General features: G+C 41.9%; 13 protein-coding genes. 7 read left to right on the top strand and 6 right to left on the bottom strand.

Annotated elements, in window-relative coordinates; translation table 11 throughout:
• The first annotated feature begins 97 nt into the window (after positions 1-97).
• Complete coding sequence (locus DQW11_RS07275) at positions 98-553, top strand: GlcG/HbpS family heme-binding protein (RefSeq protein WP_113923398.1); 456 nt, start codon at positions 98-100, stop codon at positions 551-553.
• Between the two features lie 137 nt (positions 554-690).
• On the opposite strand, the gene DQW11_RS07280 is transcribed toward DQW11_RS07275, so the two are convergent.
• Positions 691-2325, bottom strand: coding sequence for a carboxylesterase/lipase family protein (locus tag DQW11_RS07280; protein ID WP_113923399.1), 1635 nt, complete (start codon positions 2323-2325; stop codon positions 691-693).
• A 102-nt stretch (positions 2326-2427) separates the two neighbouring features.
• Between DQW11_RS07280 and DQW11_RS07285 the strand changes: the two genes are divergently transcribed.
• The 6 genes from DQW11_RS07285 (at position 2428) to DQW11_RS07310 (ending at position 11187) form a co-directional block, all read left to right on the top strand.
• On the top strand, positions 2428-3132 hold the full coding sequence (locus DQW11_RS07285; protein ID WP_113923400.1) for an NUDIX hydrolase: 705 nt from the start codon (positions 2428-2430) through the stop codon (positions 3130-3132).
• A gap of 90 nt (positions 3133-3222) precedes the next feature.
• A complete protein-coding gene (locus DQW11_RS07290; RefSeq protein ID WP_113923401.1) occupies positions 3223-6369 on the top strand; it encodes a VPS10 domain-containing protein in 3147 nt (1048 codons plus the stop codon).
• Positions 6370-6482: 113 nt separating this feature from the next.
• On the top strand, positions 6483-7067 hold the full coding sequence (locus tag DQW11_RS07295) for a YceI family protein (protein ID WP_113923402.1): 585 nt from the start codon (positions 6483-6485) through the stop codon (positions 7065-7067).
• Between the two features lie 138 nt (positions 7068-7205).
• A complete protein-coding gene (recJ, locus tag DQW11_RS07300) occupies positions 7206-8930 on the top strand; it encodes a single-stranded-DNA-specific exonuclease RecJ (RefSeq protein WP_198669863.1) in 1725 nt (574 codons plus the stop codon).
• A 2-nt stretch (positions 8931-8932) separates the two neighbouring features.
• Positions 8933-9670: an LPS export ABC transporter ATP-binding protein gene (gene lptB / locus DQW11_RS07305; protein ID WP_113923707.1), complete on the top strand. Its 738-nt coding sequence runs from the start codon at positions 8933-8935 to the stop codon at positions 9668-9670.
• The gene (locus tag DQW11_RS07310) at positions 9670-11187 is read left to right on the top strand and encodes a GH3 auxin-responsive promoter family protein (RefSeq protein ID WP_113923403.1); all 1518 of its coding nucleotides are present in this window, start codon (positions 9670-9672) and stop codon (positions 11185-11187) included. Before lptB ends, DQW11_RS07310 begins: the two co-directional genes overlap by 1 nt.
• A gap of 32 nt (positions 11188-11219) precedes the next feature.
• Here DQW11_RS07310 and DQW11_RS07315 read toward each other — a convergent pair whose 3' ends face one another.
• The 5 genes from DQW11_RS07315 to DQW11_RS07335 all read right to left on the bottom strand — a co-directional run bounded on the left by DQW11_RS07315 (position 11220) and on the right by DQW11_RS07335 (position 17569).
• On the bottom strand, positions 11220-12044 hold the full coding sequence (locus tag DQW11_RS07315; RefSeq protein ID WP_113923404.1) for a KilA-N domain-containing protein: 825 nt from the start codon (positions 12042-12044) through the stop codon (positions 11220-11222).
• Positions 12045-12187: 143 nt separating this feature from the next.
• Positions 12188-12883: a monofunctional biosynthetic peptidoglycan transglycosylase gene (gene mtgA / locus DQW11_RS07320; RefSeq protein ID WP_113923405.1), complete on the bottom strand. Its 696-nt coding sequence runs from the start codon at positions 12881-12883 to the stop codon at positions 12188-12190.
• A gap of 5 nt (positions 12884-12888) precedes the next feature.
• Complete coding sequence (locus DQW11_RS07325; protein ID WP_113923406.1) at positions 12889-13707, bottom strand: class I SAM-dependent methyltransferase; 819 nt, start codon at positions 13705-13707, stop codon at positions 12889-12891.
• Between the two features lie 63 nt (positions 13708-13770).
• On the bottom strand, positions 13771-15651 hold the full coding sequence (locus DQW11_RS07330; RefSeq protein ID WP_232826703.1) for a DUF3857 domain-containing protein: 1881 nt from the start codon (positions 15649-15651) through the stop codon (positions 13771-13773).
• Positions 15652-15709: 58 nt separating this feature from the next.
• Entirely contained in the window at positions 15710-17569 is a 1860-nt protein-coding gene (locus tag DQW11_RS07335; protein WP_198669864.1) for a DUF3857 domain-containing protein, read from the bottom strand.
• Positions 17570-17693: the final 124 nt, after the last annotated feature.

A 17693-nucleotide genomic window follows, 5' to 3' on the forward strand; every position in this document is an offset into this window, starting at 1 on the left:
AAATCTTAACATCCTGAATTTAGCCATTTTTGGACTATCGTTCAAAAAAATCCTTAAATTAGAAGGGTATCCAATTTTTCACATAATCCAAAACCCTATGAAAATGCTCTTAATGACCGTTTTACTCCTCCTTCCTGTATTCGCTTTTGCCCAAGGAACACATAAACCAGTACTTACCCTAGAAGAAGCAAAGCGGATGGCTGACGCAGCAGAGGCCAAAGCAAAGCAGGAAAACTGGAATGTGGTGATTGCTATTCTGGATGAAGGAGGACATTTGATACTACTCAGGAAAATGGACGGGGTCCAGCTTGGAAGTATAGAAATCGCCCAAAACAAAGCCAAAACAGCCGTTTATTACCGCCGTGCTACCAAGGTTTTTGAGGATCAGGTCAATCAGGGGAACACAAGACCGCTGACCATGCCCAATGTTTTTGCCAGTGAAGGCGGTGTACCAATCTTAAAAGACGGGATTGTAGTCGGTGCAATAGGCGTATCCGGAGTGACTTCTGCCCAAGATGGTATCGTGGCAGCTGCGGGGTTGGGAGTGCTTTGATTTTTTTTAACCAGTTTAAATTCTTTCAAAAATCATTCCTGGAAGGTTTTATATAATCATTCAAAAAATCATAGTGGGCGCAAAAAAATCCCCTTCTGAAATTATCAGAAGGGGCTATGGTTTAATAGGGAGCGAAGTTATTTGTTGTTCTTAAAGAACCTGTCATGGAACCGGTACCTTGCATCATTGGCGGCCTTGACAGTTTTGGATTCTGTATTGATCACCATCACAGGAGGATTGTCATCTTTAGGCAATGCCTTAGGCCATTCGGGTAGACCTTCACCATTGGGATTTCCTGTTTTCACAAAGTTAGTGAAGAATTCCAGCATGGTTTCTGAAGTTTTGTAATCATCCTCAGTCCATGCAAATTCTTTGATGCGCGGAAGGTTTCCCATGGCATATTCGATTTCGGCGGCATGTGGAGCGCCGAGGTCTTTTGGTCTTTGAGGCGCATTGTTTGCTCTTTTGGAAGTCCCTCCTGCTAGGCCTGTTTCCAAAGTCTGATCCACCAAAGGCGGTCTCAGTTTGGCATACAGGTATCGGTAAACCGCTTGATCGGAGTTGCTGCGGTGAAGGTCAAACCACTTCCAGGTGCTGTAAGAAATAAACCTGTCACCTGCCAAATCCATGGCAGAGTAAGCCACCTGCTCTTCTGTTTCATGTGGATACAGTTTCAGCACTTCCTCAAAATCATTGGGATAAGCCTGCTTTACTTTGGTGATGAAATTTTCTTTGGTATTAGGTAAACCCTGCATAAATGCTGCGGCAGGATTTTCCTGTGTATTCCAACCCAAAAGCAAAGGAACCTGTGCCTGCTCTCTGGCATTGAATATTTCCACCAGACTTTTTGGAAGTACATGTCCATCAAGGACAACAGGGAATCCAAACCTGCCTGATTCATTGTACATCTCATAAATATCGCGGGCAGGCATTTTTCTCATTTCGGCAATGCTTTTGACACCGAATTTCTGCAGAAATTCTACTCCGATTTTTTCAGCTTCTGCCAAAGTGGTCGGGGCCAAAGCAGAAACACCTGATCCACTTTCTCCTATGGCACCCGCAATCAGGTTTCGGGACAATGGGGAGGCCATTTGGTAACTGACAGCAATTGAGCCCGCAGATTCACCTGCAATTGTAACCCTTTTTGGATCTCCTCCGAATGCGGCAATATTTTCATTGACCCATTTCAGGGCCATTGCTTGGTCCAACAAGGCGTAGTTTCCCGAAGCTTTGTAAGGGGCTTCAGCACTCAGTTCAGGATGCGCAAGGAAGCCAAAGATGTTGAGTCGGTAGTTGACTGTCACGACGACGACGCCTTTTTTGGCCATGCTTTCACCGTCATACCGCGGCTCGGCACCGTCACCTGCCACAAATCCCCCTCCGAAGAAATAGACCAAAACCGGCAAATCTTTGCTCGTCCTGGTGGTGGGAGTCCAAATATTCAGGTAAAGACAATCTTCACTCACGCCGTTGGAGCGGGAATTCATATCGCCCCAAATAAGTTTCTGCATGGGTCGGGGTCCAAATTCTTTGGTGACCTTCACTCCGCTCCAATTATCCAATGATTGTGGCGCTTTCCATCTCAATTCTCCTACCGGAGGTTTGGCAAATGGAACTCCGAAGTAAGTCTGGATTCCGGTTTTGGTATTGTAATCACCTTCGATGGTACCGTTTTTGATCGTTGTTTGTACAGGAAACGCGTCTTTTCCCTGAGCAAGCAATGCATATGAACCCATAAGAAAAAAAACTAGAGTGAACAGGGCGTATTTCATTTTGAGAATGAGTTTAGTTCTATTGTTACATATTGAGACAATAATAATTGTTTGTTAACATTTTTCCTATTTACTTGAAGGATTATTCATTCGAACCCAAGTATGACAGTCCTTGAAACGCAGGGTTTTTTACCCCATATCGCATTTGATTCGGTTATTTTTGGTTTCTCAAAAGGAAAGTTGAAAATCCTGCTCATGGAATACCACGATACAGGCTGGCTGGCTTTGCCCGGAGGTTTTGTAGGAAAAAACGAAGACCTCGATGAGGCAGCAAAACGTGGACTGAAAGAAAGAACAGGTCTGGACAATATTTACCTGGAGCAGTTTTATACTTTTGGAAATCTCTCGAGGTTCAAGCCTGAAGTGATGCAGACCATAATTGCTGCCAATGGGTTCAATTTAAATCCCGACCATTGGATGTTGGACAGGTTTATTTCAGTTTCTTATTTTGCCTTGATAGATTTTGAAAAGGTAATCCTGACTCCGGATGAATTGTCCGATTCGATAGCTTGGTATGAAATTGAAAATTTGCCTGACCTGATATTGGACCACAGTGCCATCGTGGCAAAAGCGTTGCAGACCTTGAGGGAAAATCTGGAAAGGAAGCTTATTGGAGGAAATTTACTACCGGAGCGGTTTACGATGAATGAATTGCAGCAAGTCTATGAAGCCATTTTTGGCCAAAAACTCCGAAGGACTACCTTTCAGAGAAAAATGCTCGGATTGGATATTCTTGAAAGGCATGAAAAACTATACACCGGCAAAAGCCATAAAGCCCCATATCTTTATAGTTTTAGAAAGGTCTAGAATCTCAAATATTCTGAGATTCAATCTCTGCATTATATTTTCTAAATTTTTTTCACCAAATTCAAAAACACCAATCAACCATACAGTAGAATGAAAAAACTAATATTATTTGGCATGATACTGTTCATGTCATTTCCTTCATTTTCCCAAAGAGGGAAAAACACTCCTCCGCCCCCTCCGGCATTCGATGCAGAATTGTATCAAGGACTCAAATGGAGAAACATTGGACCATTTAGGGGAGGCAGGTCTAATGCCGTTTCCGGAGTGCCTAACAATGACCAGGTATTTTTTGTAGGCTACACTGGTGGCGGACTTTGGAAAACAGAAAATGCTGGCATCTCCTGGCATAATGTATCCGATGGTTTTTTCAAAACAGGGACTGTGGGAGATATTGCCGTAAGTGAATCCGACCCAAATGTCATCTATGTCGGAATGGGCGAACATGCGATCCGAGGGGTCATGACCTCTTATGGGGATGGCATTTATAAATCCACAGATGGCGGTAAAACATGGAAAAACATGGGCCTGGAAAAGACTAGGCACATTTCAGATATCAGCATCCATCCCAATAATCCTGATGTTGTTTTTGTAGCGGCACAGGGTGCTGCACACGGGCCAAGTGAGGAAAGAGGTATTTATAAAAGTACTGATGGAGGGATTACATGGGCCAAGGTATTGTATGTGGATCCAAATACGGGAGCTTCCTCCTTAAGTATGGATTTCAACAATCCCAGGATTTTATATGCCGCTACATGGGAATACCGCAGATTGCCTTGGCAGGTACAAAGTGGCGGGGCAGGTTGTGGTATTTGGAAATCTATAGATGGTGGAGATACTTGGGCAAAAATCAACAATGGTCTTCCAGCAGAAATGGGGAAAATCGGTGTAAGTGTCTCAAGGGCGAATTCAGAAAGGGTTTTTGCCATTGTCGAAGCTGAAAAATCGGTAGCCGGTGTCTATCGCTCGGATAATGGAGGCGAAACTTGGGCACACATGACAAACAATCAATTGCTGACCTCAAGGTCTTGGTATTATATGGAAGTGGAGGCTGACCCAGTCAATGCCGATGTGGTCTATGTCCTCAATTCACCCTTGACCAAATCGATAGATGGTGGAAAAAATTTCACAGTAGTACCTGTCAGACATATCGATACGCATGACCTTTGGATCAATCCCAAAAATCCCACAAACCTGATTTTGGGAGATGATGGCGGTGCTGAAATCACCTATGACGGTGGCAAAAGCTGGTCTACCCAAGACAATCAGCCATCCGCCCAATTTTACAGGGTCAATGTGGATGCAGGTTTTCCCTATAAACTCTATGCAGGACAGCAGGACAATACTTCACTGGTCATCGCCAGCAGAAACAATTACATCGGATTGACAGATAAGGATTGGTTTATCGGTCCGGGTTGCGAATCGGCTTTTATTGCTTTTGATCCAAACAATCCTGTCTTGCTTTATGGGGGATGTTATCAGGGATTGATAGATGTCCTCAATACCCAAAATGGACACAGCAAAGATATCCGGCAATATCCTTCCAATATTTTGGCCTATGATGCCAAGGATATGAGGTATCGATTCAATTGGAATGCGCCGGTTATTGCTTCTCCGCATGATTACAACACCATTTACCATGGTGGCAATATCCTTTTCAAAACTACTGATGGAGGCTTATCATGGGAAGAAATCAGCCCTGACCTCACCCGAAATGAGGAATCAAAACAAGGACCGGGTGGAGCACCGATCACCAATGAAGGTGCGGGCGGAGAAAATTACAACACCTTAAGTTATGTCATAGAATCTATCCATGAAAAAGGAGTGATTTATACCGGAAGTGATTGTGGTCTGGTCCATATCACCAAGGACGGTGGAAAAACCTGGGAAAATATTACTCCTGCTGGCTTACCCGAAAGCCTTATCCAGTCTATTGAAGTCTCCCCTCATGAAAAAGGAACTGCTTATGTTGCCGCGACGCGCTACAAGTTCAACGAATTTTCCAATATGTCATTCAAGACTATTGACTACGGAAAAACCTGGACAAAAATAGATGCAGGAGTTGACAAAGATGATTTTATAAAGGTGATCAGAGAGGACCGAAAAGTGAAAGGCCTTTTATATGGAGGAGCAGAGAGAGGTTTTTATATTTCTTTCAATGGTGGATCGAACTGGCAAAAACTGCAGTTGAATCTTCCGGTAGTTCCGGTTACAGACATTGCTTTTGCGGACAATGACATGGTTGTTTCCACGGCCGGAAGGGCATTTTGGATTTTGGATGACCTTAGTGCCCTTCAGCAGTCTAAAGGGAATTTCTCAGGCCTGAAAATTTATTCCCCAAAGCCAACTTACAAGTATGAAGGATACACTCCTTCTTGGATGGATCTTCCGCCTGGAATCGGTCAAAATCCTGAGACAGGGGTGATATTGGATTACTATTTGCCGGAAAAAGTAGACTCATTGGAAGTGACACTTGAAATCCTCGACGGGTCAGGCAAAGTCATCAGGTCTTATTCTTCGATGAAGGATGACAATTTCAAACCCTTTTCCGGCGGGCCTTCTCCCGAACAGGTGATTCCTTCCAAAAAAGGATTGAACAGGTTTGCATGGAATTTTAGAGGAGAAACGCTACTGGATATCCCCAATGCTTTTGTCTATGGGGATTATAGCGGCCACCGCGTAGCACCGGGAAAATACAAGGCGAGGTTGAGTTACAATGGGGCTGTTTCAGAAACTGAAATAGAGGTAGTACAGGATCCCAATCTCAAAAACATCAGCTCCCAACATTGGAAGGATCAGCAGGAATTGCTTGAAAAAGCAGCCTTATCCATTACCGATATCCACCAATCCGTGAATGACATGAGGAAAGTCAAAAGTCAGATAGAGCACCACAATTCATTGTTGAAGGATAAAGAAGATGCCAAAGCGCTCTATCAGGCCGGACAGGATTTGATCCAAAAATTGGTTGATTGGGAAGCCAAACTTGTCGAAACCCGGCAGGCTAATTTCCAGGATGTGATCAATTTTCCGAGTCAGTTAAATGCCCAATACTTTGACTTAAGGAGTACTGTAGATGTACATGACCCAAGATTGACGGCCGGTTCCAAGCAGCGCTTGCTGGATCTGGACGAAGAATGGGCAGGATACAAATCCGATTTGAAGCTCCTAATAAAAAATGATATCTGGGAGTACAATGAAAAATTCAAGGCACAGAATCTTCCCGCGGTAATAATTAATTGATTTTAAAAATAAAAAATAAACTTAATTAAACTTTTTGATTTCAAATGAGTCTAAAAGAGAGGTTATAAAAACCTCTCTTTTACATTTACTCCAAACCAAAACAATTACACATTATGAAAATTATTGCCTCATTAATTATCCTATTGACTTCAGTACTTACTTTTGTGGACAGCCCTATGCCGGCTGCAGTAAACATTTCTGAAAGTACGCTTACCTGGAAAGCAAAGAAAGTAACCGGAGAGCACTTTGGTAAAGTGCCTTTGGCGGATGCCAAACTTGATTATGCCAAAGGAAGAATCACCGGTGGCTCTTTTGAAATGGACATGACAGCACTGACAGTGGAAGACATCACCGATGCCGGTTCCAACAAAAGGTTGACAGACCATTTGAAGTCTGATGACTTCTTCTCAGTTGCCAAATTCAATAAATCAACATTTGTGATCAAGCAGGCAAAAACATCAAACGGCAAAGACTATGAGATTACCGGCGACCTTACTATCAAAGGCATCACTGCACCAGTGACTTTTCCTGCAAAAGTTGAAGTAGCAGGCAAAAAAATCACAGCGACAGGTACCATTACCTTTGACAGGACAAAATATGATATCAAATACCGTTCAGGAAGTTATTTTGAAGACTTGGCTGACAAACTGATCTACGATGATGTCACTTTGGATGTCAAATTGGTAGCAATGAATTAATGATAAATTTTATTTATGAAGCCCAATTCCGAATTCGGAATTGGGCTTTTTGTTTTTAAGGGCAATCAAGTGTTAATTTTCCTAAATAATTGAATGAGGCGAAGGTAATAAAGGCAAACACTTTAGTAATTTAGCCAAATGGAGTATAAATGGATAATCAGGGAAAAAGCAGATCCTAAAGCCGTGGAATCTCTGGGGAAAGAAATCAATCTCAACCAGACCTTGGCAAATATGCTTGTCAACAGAGGGGTGGATACTTTTCAGAAAGCCAAAGATTTTTTTAGACCGGATCCGGATAAGTTACATGATCCTTATTTGATGAAGGACATGGACAAGGCTGTGGAAAGATTGGCATTGGCTATCCATAAAGAGGAAAAAATACTGGTTTACGGAGATTATGACGTAGATGGTACCACCTCCGTGGCCATGTTTTATGGGTTTTTGAAGCAATTTTATTCCCATGTCAGTTTTTATATTCCAGACAGGTACAAAGAGGGATATGGCATTTCCGAGAAAGGTGTACGGTTTGCGGCTGAGAACAATTTCAGTTTGGTAGTTTCTCTCGATTGCGGGATCAAAGCCATCGAAAAGGTAGCTTTGGCAAAAGAGCTCGGAGTCGATTTTATCATTTGCGACCACCACACTCCCGGAGATATTTTGCCCCCTGCGGTGGCCATTTTGGATCCAAAGAGAAATGACTGCGAATACCCTTATAAAGAATTGAGCGGTTGTGGAGTCGGTTTTAAATTGGTTCAGGCATTTTCTGCTTACAGAAATGACGATCCTGCCAAAGTAATGGCCTATCTGGATTTACTCGCCGTAAGTATCGCCGCAGATATTGTCCCGATTACAGGAGAAAACAGAATTCTGACTTATTATGGAATTGAGAAGATCAACAACAACCCAAGACCCGGGCTGAAAGCATTGATCCTAAGGAGCAAAATAGAAAAGGAAATAGAAATTTCAGATATTGTATTCAAAATCGGACCGAGAATCAATGCTTCAGGGAGGTTGGAACATGCCAAAGCTTCTGTAGAATTATTGATCTCTGATGATCTGGAGGACGCCCTTGCGAGAGCCGAAATCGTGGACACCGTAAATGCTGCCCGCAAAAACTTTGATGAAAACATCACCAAAGAGGCACTTAGCATGATTCAGGGGATGGAGGAAATCAGTCACAGGAAGACCACGGTGCTATTCAAAGAAGATTGGCACAAAGGTGTAATCGGAATTGTTGCGTCAAGGTGTATAGAGAAATATTACCGTCCTACTATCATCCTCACCGAGTCCAACAACAAAGCCACCGGAAGTGCGCGATCGGTTTTTGACTTTGACATATACGAAGCCATAAGCGAATGCAGCGACCTCTTGGAGCAGTTTGGAGGGCACAAGTACGCTGCGGGACTGACCCTTTCAGTGGGCAATGTTCCTGCTTTTCAGGATAAATTTGAAGCTGTAGTCAGTGCAAGGATCAATGAAATCCATATGAAACCTGTTCTTGAGGTGGATGATGAGATCCTGTTGGATCAGATCAATTACAGGTTTTTCAATATTTTGAAACAAATGGCACCATTTGGACCAGGCAATCCTGAACCGATATTTTGTGTAAACCAAGTATATGCGGAAGATGTGCGTGTATTGAAAGACAAACACCTGAGGTTCAATGTGGTGCAGGATGGTCAGGAGACCAAACCAGTTTGTATTGCTTTTGGAATGGCTGACAAAACCATTTATCCGGATGAGATCATTTACAAGATGCTGAACCGAAAAATGCGTTTTGATTTGGCTTTTGAAATCCGGGAGAATACTTTTAGGAACAACAGCAGCTTGCAACTGTACGTGAAAGACATAAAATTTGATTGATGATGAAGCTGAGGGCAGACAACCTTGTTAAAATCTACAAAGGCCGAAGGGTGGTGAACAACATTTCGGTGGAGGTTCAGCAGGGAGAAATCGTGGGATTGCTTGGACCTAACGGTGCGGGAAAAACGACTTCTTTTTACATGATCGTGGGCCTAATCCAACCAAATGAAGGGGAGATTTATTTGGAAGACCAAAATATCACCAAACTGCCCATGTACAAAAGGGCCAAATTGGGAATCGGTTACCTCGCTCAGGAGGCTTCCGTTTTTAGAAAACTTTCCGTGGAGGAAAACATCATGGCTGTATTGGAGATGACCAACAAATCCAAAGCCGAACGAAAGGAAAAAGTGGAAACACTATTGGAGGAATTCAGTCTGACACATGTACGAAAAAACTTGGGCATGGTACTTTCCGGAGGCGAAAGAAGGCGGACGGAGATTGCCCGTGCTCTTGCTGTGGATCCAAAATTTGTTTTGTTGGATGAGCCATTTGCAGGCGTGGATCCTATAGCTGTAGAGGAAATCCAAGGCATCGTCGCCAAGCTGAAGACCAAAAATATCGGAATTCTGATCACGGACCATAATGTCAACGAGACGCTTTCCATCACAGACAGGGCTTACCTGATGTTTGAAGGAAAACTGCTCAAGGCCGGAACTGCTGAAGAATTGGCAGCTGATGAGCAGGTCAGAAGGGTGTATTTAGGACAACAATTTGTACTCAAACGCAAAGTTTTTCACTGATGGAAGTCGTCAATACTTTTATGACCTGGATTTTTAAGAACAGGATAGGTCAGATCGAAAATTTTAAAACAAACCCGATTGAAGTTCAGGAAAAGCTTTTGAAAGAACTTGTCGAAAAAGCAGAAGACACAGAATTTGGAAAAAAGTATAACTTTTCAAAAATCTTGTCCTATGATGATTTTGCAAAACAAGTTCCGATCCATAGCTACGAACAGATAACGCCCTATATCGAGAAGACGATGAAAGGAACCCAAAATGTCCTTTGGCCTTCCGATATCATCTGGTTTTCAAAATCCTCAGGTACTACATCGAGCAGGAGCAAGTATATTCCTGTTTCAGAAGAATCACTGGAAGACTGTCATTTCAAAGGGGGAAAAGACATGCTCTCTCTGTATGTAAACAACTACCAGGACAGCAAGCTATTTACGGGCAAAAGCCTGAGTATCGGGGGCAGTCTTTCCAAAAATCCATTCAATGGAGAAAGTGAAAGCCAGGTTGGGGACATTTCTGCGGTCATCATGCACAATCTTCCCCTTTGGGTTCAGTTTGCAAGAACCCCGAGTCTGGATGTGGCACTGATGGGTGAATGGGAATCCAAAATCGAGCGAATGGCAAATGAGGTGATGGATGAAAACGTAGTCAGCATCGCCGGGGTACCGACTTGGACCATCGTCCTGATCCAGAAAATCCTTGAACTCAAAAACGCCAAAAATATCCTTGATGTCTGGCCCAATCTTGAAGTGTTTTTTCACGGGGCAGTTGCATTTGGTCCTTACCGCAAACTATTCCGGGAGTTGATCCCGTCTTCCAAAATGCGGTATTTGGAAATTTACAATGCTTCGGAGGGCTTTTTTGGAATTCAGGATCAAAAGGAGTCTGAAGAACTTTTGTTGATGTTGGATTATGGGATTTTTTATGAATTTATTCCAATGGAAGAAATGTCCAAAGAATCGCCAAATGTTTTGCCACTTTCAGCAGTAGAAGTAGGTAAAAACTATGCGATGGTAATCACTACCAATGGCGGTCTCTGGAGATACGCCATCGGGGATACGGTCAAGTTTACCAATACCTCGCCATACCGCATCAAAATCTCCGGCAGGACCAAGCACTTTATCAATGCATTTGGTGAGGAAGTGATCGTAGAAAATGCCGATAAGGCCATTCAAGCAGCAGCAGAAGCGACCAATGCTACTATTACCAATTACACTGCAGCTCCGATTTATTTTGGAGATTCCAAAAGCAAAGCCGCACACGAATGGATCATAGAATTCAGGCAGTTCCCTTCAGATGAGCAAAAATTTCTTGAAACCTTGGATGCCACGCTACGGGAAGTCAATTCTGATTATGATGCCAAGCGGTACAAGGACTTGGCGCTGATTGCGCCAAAAATCCATTTTGTCCATGAGGGCGTTTTCGAAAAATGGCTGAAATCTAAAGGAAAATTGGGAGGCCAAAACAAAGTTCCAAGGCTTTCTAACAGCAGGGAATATATAGAGGAAGTGCTTAAGTTGATGTGATACCATCTTCCTAAAGTCAGGAAAGTGATTACCTATTCTAATTTTTTCAAACTTTTGTTTCCTACCAATGAATTCATTTGTGTAATAGCGATTTTGTTTAATTGTACCAATCTATCTGATTGTGGTAATCCCTGATGGATCAATACTGCATTGATACTTTCAAGATTGCTCAGGACTACAAGTTGCTCCAAAGATGCAAGGTCTCTGATATTTCCAACTGTATTTGGATTGGCATCGCGCCATTGCCTAGCTGTTATCCCGAACATTGCCACATTCAACAAATCAGCCTCATTGGCATATATATGGCTAATTTGGGTTTTACTCAACTCTTTGGGGATTAAATTTTCTTTGATCGCATCTGTATGAATGTGATAGTTGACTTTTGCTAAGGTCCGCTGCAGGTTCCATTCTAATTTTAGCCTGTTGTTTTCATCGGCCTTAAGCCTTTGAAATTCTGTAATCAAATACAGCTTAAACTCTGCACTAATCCAAGATGCAAATTCAAAAGCTATATCCCGGTGAGCAAATGTCCCCCCATACCTACCTGATTTAGAAATAATTCCAACAGCATTAGTGGATTCGATCCATTTCTGAGGTGTTAGAGAAAAACCGTTTGCCCCGGATTCATTTTTAAACGCATCGAATTCGATGCGTTTAAAATTAGGATTGTTTAACTGTTCCCACAATCCGCAAAACTCAATTGCACTTCTTGTTCGCAACCAGTTTTGAATAATGTAATTTGTTCTCTCAGCATCTCTATATCTAGCCATGTCAGTTAAAGAGATATAATCTGAATCATTTTGGGAAACCAAAACGATATCTAGCTTTTCAACCTTGAGTATTCTGTTTTTTGCCATATCAAATAAGATTTATTTCGGGTGATCAAATCAAGCTATTTTGAAATTCTACAATTAGACTCAGCTTAAATAAAAATAACAACTTAGTCCTTTATTTCCTAAAGGAACTCAGTTTTCAAAAATTCAAAACAAAAATCGATTTCTCAACTCCCAAACCCTATTGGCGCAAGGTTATTCATCTGCCGCAAAATCCAGGATTGCCTGCCCCGGATATAGCCGGTTGGTTTTGCCGGTGACCAACGGATGGGATTGGGCAATACAGCCGCAATCATAGCCGCCTGCTGACGGGTGAGTTTGGATGCCGGCCTGTTATAAAAAGTCTGTGAAGCCGCTTCGATGCCATAAATCCCCGGACCCATTTCGATGACATTGAGATATACTTCCATGATCCGTTCTTTGGTCCAGATAGTTTCTATCAAAAATGTAAAATACGCTTCCAATCCTTTTCTTATGAGGTTTCTAGATGGCCAAAGGAAGACGTTTTTGGCCGTTTGCTGACTGATGGTGCTGGCACCTTTGATCCGCTTTCCTTTTTTGTTTTTCTCCCAGGCTTCTTCCATTGCCTTCCAGTCAAAGCCGTTGTGTTCCAAGAATTTTTGGTCTTCAGCAGCATAGACCGCTTGGGGCATGTTTTTGGAAATATTGTCAATAGATACCCAATCTTTGTATAACCTGACATCTTTCTTTTCGTCCCAAGCCTGTTCCCAAAGTCGGATCACCATCAATGGTGTCACCGGAACAGGGATAAATCTATAAATAAGGGTTAGGCCTATAGAAATGATGAAAAACCAAAGGGCAATTTTAAAAATGAATCGGAAGATTTTCTTGATGAATTTCATGTGGTTTATACAAAAGCGGTGGCTTGGATAAATCTATAATAAAAAACTGAATTTGGCATATTCTGAAGTTCTTCCATGGCGGAAAGCATTTCTTCTATTTGCTTCTCAGTGATCAATCCCTCTGATAACAAGGCGGGAGCGCCACTGTTCATCAGGTTTTTCCAATAAGAAAAAACCGTACTTTTTTCTTCGGGGTGACGGCTGTCAAGGTGAAATCCCCCACTCCTGAGGCTGATGTCACGGTATCCTGATTCGGACAACAAATCACCAAGTTTTGCCCCTACCTGTGGATCGCCTCCAATGTGGACTTGGTACTCATTGTATATTTTCCAATAATCCATAATGGCAGGCATTATCGGATAAGTGTAGAAAGTTGCGTTGAAAACCTCCGTGATAGAAACCATTGCTCCGGGCTTCAGAAACGGTTTCATGCTGACAAGCACTTCGATAGGATTGGGAATGTGCTCTAAAACCCAACAGATAAAAGCCCCATCGTATTGTCTGTGGAGTTTTAGGTTTTTGGCATCCTGATGGATGAATCTTACCTGATCTTCCCCAAAACCAGCCTTGGCCATGTTTTCCTTGGCTTTGGCTATCTGACGGGATTCATATTCCACTCCCGTGATAGAAAGATGGGGAAATCTCTTCATGAGGATTTCGGTCTGTGCACCCACGCCACTGCCGATTTCGAGCAGTTCCTTTACCTCCGAAAAATCAATAAAATCATAAATGGGCCTTTCGATCACCAAAGCCTGTTCCCTAAGCCTTTCCTGCTCTTCTTCCTGATAGCCGTGGATGTATTTGGGAGTGGATGTGCCGCTCATGAGTCTTGGATTATTTCGCAAAGAAAGAAGAATTCCCGCTCATTTTAAAACACCATGAGGCTATCAGGGATTTGCTGTTTTTTTGAGGACCACAGGCTCTTTGAGTTTGGTGGTAAGGATCTCCATAAAGTATTTGAGATCAGGATAGACCGAGGGTGAGATAAGTGGGTATTTTAAGCTTATGGAAGCCGTTACCTTGATTTGACCCTCCCATTGGGTAACTTGATAAGTGAATAGCGCAGTGCCACCGGGAATTGAAATGTTGGCATCTTGGGGATAGTCATCTACAGTATAGCCTTTCGGGATTTCTATGATTGAAGTATAATTGTCCGTAAATGTATAGAGGAAGTCTACTGGAAATGTTCTGACCTCGGATTGGAATGGGTTTTCACTCCAACGTGTGTAAGCAAAGGGAGAGATAAAAGTCGTTTCGGGATCAAAATCAGCGAAGGAATGTTTGAATTTTGCCTCAAGTTGCTTTCTAGGGTCTGTCTTTTCGGTCACCGCAAAATCTAAAAGGTTCTCAGGGGTAGGTCCTAGTATGTATTTTTTCAAAGTATCCACCTCATCAATTGAACTGCCATTCATCTTGCTCAATGCATCATAATCTGTATACCTAACCGTAGATTCTGAAACCAAATGGTTGTTTTCATCCAATTTAGTATTGACCATCTGAACGATTCCGGACCTGTGTGGAAGTTGGACAGGAATCAAACCGCTGTCTTTTTCCTTCATGATATAGCCATAGCTCACATGGTGGGACAATGGCAGGTAACCAAAGGGTCTTTCACTGTTAGTGGCATCCAAAAAGTACTCTTTGTCATCTATTTTGGCGTAGATTATCAATTGGTTGAATTGGTCCAAGAAGGGTGTATCGACCAAGCGTGAACGTCCATTTCCCTTGCTGCTGATCAGCAATGGATAAGCTGTCAGTCCATTTTGGCGAAGATATGCCAATAAGGTCAGGTTAATATCTGCACGCTGTCCAGTTCGGGATTCGAGCATCGCTCTTAGATTTTTGGAAGGAAATGGGCTGTATTCCCCATTATAGCTATATTTCTCTGTGACAAAATTATAAACGTCTTTGGCCTTTTGTATCTCTGTCTCACCTTTTGGGACAAAGGTTAAAATCTGGCTTTTTTCTCCTGCATTAGGATTAAGGTAATGGACAAAAAGGTCAAACTCACTGATGCTTTCTGTCAATTCCTGCCATGTGGTATAGGTTTCTTTGAATCCTGAACCTCCGCCTCCATAAGTTGCCGAATTGGAAAAGGCATAACCCGCGAGTTGGAAGTCTATCTTTTCTATGAAATCCTGGTAATTGGACATCATCGGTTCATTCTTGATGGCACTCAAATTGGATACTGTCCAACTGTATGTTCCTGGATAATTTGTCTGGTATTTGCAGCTTTGGGTTTTTTCGCCCTGGGCTAGAAAGTTATAATTCAAAAAAGAAGGCACTTCTATAGTGTAAGTGGACTTCATGGTCGGTATTGGATTGTGGAATACCCAAGAATCAAGAAAAGTGATGCTTTTGTCAGTTTTCAGGTAAGAGTACTCTATAATGGAGCCCACTTTGACATCTTTAAATGTAAACCTGACTTCTTTATAATTGTCGTCTAGATCTACTTCGAAAAAATCATCTTTACTGAGTTTCGTTATTTTTTCAATTCCGTTTTCAATGTTTATCGTCTGTGCATTTAGCTTGGTGACATTTTGGATACCGTCGCCGGCATAGAATGTAATACTTACATTTCCTACATCCTTTCCGCTTTCTTTTAGGATTTTTATCCTGCGATGGATAGTGGAATGCTGAATAGTGCCCATGAAATGGTTGTTGGAAATTTCCTCCAAGACTACTGAAGCTGCCTCCGGTTCAAAGTCCACTTTGGTCAGTTCCAATTCTGATTGGGAATATTTTCCAAACTTAATATCCTGGGCCAAGAGGGATAAATTTAAAGAAAAGGCCAGGAAAAAAAAGATTACGTTCGATCGTCTCATGTCATTCAGATTTTTTGAGGATGATGTTTCTTGCCAATTGGGTGTTGATTCGGGCGATAGTTTTTGATTTGTCTTCTTCACTGATTTCTTTGGGCAGAGTGATTTCAAGTCTGTTACTGATGGTGATGGTACCATCAGGGCTGATTTGACTGTCTACGAAGTAGGAAAAGTGATCTTCTTTTAATTCAAAATTTGAAACTCCTGTTTCTATTTCTGTTTTTCTGTCAGACCTGATGGTGATTTCTTCCTGTAAATTTAGAAGACCATTGCCCAACATGTCCATATCGATCTTTTTGATATGGGTCGGAAAAATGATCCGCTTGGTGGTCTGCTGTCCAAACCGCTGGATATTGCCATCAAAAGCAACGGATGCTACGGGAACCTCTCTTTGATTGTTTGTTTCAATCTGATATTCCTTGATAATTATTCCGCTTCCTCCAATATTTTTATTGAGGTAATTTTTCCTTTGATTGTCATCCAAAAATTGATTCAAAGCAAAAAAATCTATAGCCGGAAATCCCTGAAAAGAACTGTTTCCGGTAAAAGTACCGTCTCCGTTTTCCTGTATTTGGATATTGTATTGGTTTTGGACCGTATTGAATCTGAATTCCCTGTAATCGGGTGTCCTTTCCAAAAATCCCCCGTTTTCGGTAACTACCAAAACATCCCTGTCTTTTGTAAAATTTCCCGAAAAACCCGCTGGAAGATAATTATTCGTACACTCCAGCCAAAGAAGCTCCTCTCCCAATGGCACCCGTAAAAAAGCGTGATTGAAGCTATTAATTGGAAAATCAGATTCCAAAGGTACTTTTTCATCACCTGCGTAGACCAAAGAATATTGTGAATCGATCCCGACTTCCTTTAACATGGCTTTCATGAGTATGGTCAAAGCTTTGCATTCTCCATATTTCGTTTGGATTACATCGGAAGCATTTCTGGGTTCCCATCCATCTATCCCTAAGAAAATGACCACATAGCGGTAGTTCTTTTGGAGATATTTATAGATGACTGAGATTTTTTCATAATCATCCTCCAAACCTGCAGTCATCTGATGGACTTCTGATTTGAAGTCTTCCGGAAGCTCATCTTTCTTGTCAATCAGCAAACTGATAAAGCGACCAAAACCATCCCAATTTTCCATATCAGAAACATAACCTTCGAGGGCGAATTTTTTTGGAGCAAGGTCCAACGATGGTAAGGAATCAGAATTCTTCGTCTCGTCAAAGGCATTGAGGTTTTCCAAATTCCAATTCAACTTTACTTTATTTCCTTCCTGAGATGTAGAAGATGTGGAATCCAGATGGTTTAGCCTGAATCTCAATCCAAGTTCTTTTGGATAAACTACCTCTAAGCTGGCAGACTTTATTTTTTGGTTAGAGTAATATTGGGGATTCCAAGAACCCAAAAAAAAGTTTGTAGTCCTTAAGCGTTCTTCTACAATGTCGACTTTTACAGGTAAGGTAACGCCCTCCAATTCAAAGACTTTGTATTTGGTATCCACAAAAATACTCCCATCATCTATGTATGACACTTCTTTGAGATCTTTCAGCTTGACCCTTTTTACCACTTTGGAAGTTGACAAATTGGTTACTGTGACTTCAAAATTTGTCACTTGGTTCAGCTTGTCTACAGGAAGGACTCTCTTGGCATGGCTCAATCCTCTGGAATCCCAAATATTTAGCGTGAGGAGAGATTTGAAAGTGACAGTATAATCTGGATTTAAGGTGATGTAATCCTTTTTTTCCAAAATGGAGTAATGGGGAACTACTTCCTGTGAATAACAAATCCCTGAAATAAAAAGAAAAGCTGCGGCAGTTAGGGTTTGAAAATTTTTGATACTCATAAATAGGGATTCAAGCATTACAAATTTATTGGTATAGTTGAATAATGAAAGTGTTGAGAAAAATTTAATTTTATATGATGCATAGCCCGTTTGAAATTGACCTGTTTTTGTCATTTCTCCTGTTTTTTTCAACCGGCTTCCA

The organism is Cognataquiflexum aquatile (assembly GCF_003316845.1).
Classification (GTDB): Bacteria; Bacteroidota; Bacteroidia; order Cytophagales; family Cyclobacteriaceae; genus Cognataquiflexum; species Cognataquiflexum aquatile.

What these genes read in the sequence shown, in the direction of transcription:
- DQW11_RS07275 (WP_113923398.1), top strand. Translation starts at nt 98, where the DNA reads ATGAAAATGCTCTTAATGACCGTTTTACTCCTCCTTCCTGTATTCGCT.
- DQW11_RS07280 (WP_113923399.1), bottom strand. Translation starts at nt 2,325, where the DNA reads ATGAAATACGCCCTGTTCACTCTAGTTTTTTTTCTTATGGGTTCATAT.
- DQW11_RS07285 (WP_113923400.1), top strand. Translation starts at nt 2,428, where the DNA reads ATGACAGTCCTTGAAACGCAGGGTTTTTTACCCCATATCGCATTTGAT.
- DQW11_RS07290 (WP_113923401.1), top strand. Translation starts at nt 3,223, where the DNA reads ATGAAAAAACTAATATTATTTGGCATGATACTGTTCATGTCATTTCCT.
- DQW11_RS07295 (WP_113923402.1), top strand. Translation starts at nt 6,483, where the DNA reads ATGAAAATTATTGCCTCATTAATTATCCTATTGACTTCAGTACTTACT.
- recJ (WP_198669863.1), top strand. Translation starts at nt 7,206, where the DNA reads ATGGAGTATAAATGGATAATCAGGGAAAAAGCAGATCCTAAAGCCGTG.
- lptB (WP_113923707.1), top strand. Translation starts at nt 8,933, where the DNA reads ATGAAGCTGAGGGCAGACAACCTTGTTAAAATCTACAAAGGCCGAAGG.
- DQW11_RS07310 (WP_113923403.1), top strand. Translation starts at nt 9,670, where the DNA reads ATGGAAGTCGTCAATACTTTTATGACCTGGATTTTTAAGAACAGGATA.
- DQW11_RS07315 (WP_113923404.1), bottom strand. Translation starts at nt 12,044, where the DNA reads ATGGCAAAAAACAGAATACTCAAGGTTGAAAAGCTAGATATCGTTTTG.
- mtgA (WP_113923405.1), bottom strand. Translation starts at nt 12,883, where the DNA reads ATGAAATTCATCAAGAAAATCTTCCGATTCATTTTTAAAATTGCCCTT.
- DQW11_RS07325 (WP_113923406.1), bottom strand. Translation starts at nt 13,707, where the DNA reads ATGAGCGGCACATCCACTCCCAAATACATCCACGGCTATCAGGAAGAA.
- DQW11_RS07335 (WP_198669864.1), bottom strand. Translation starts at nt 17,569, where the DNA reads ATGCTTGAATCCCTATTTATGAGTATCAAAAATTTTCAAACCCTAACT.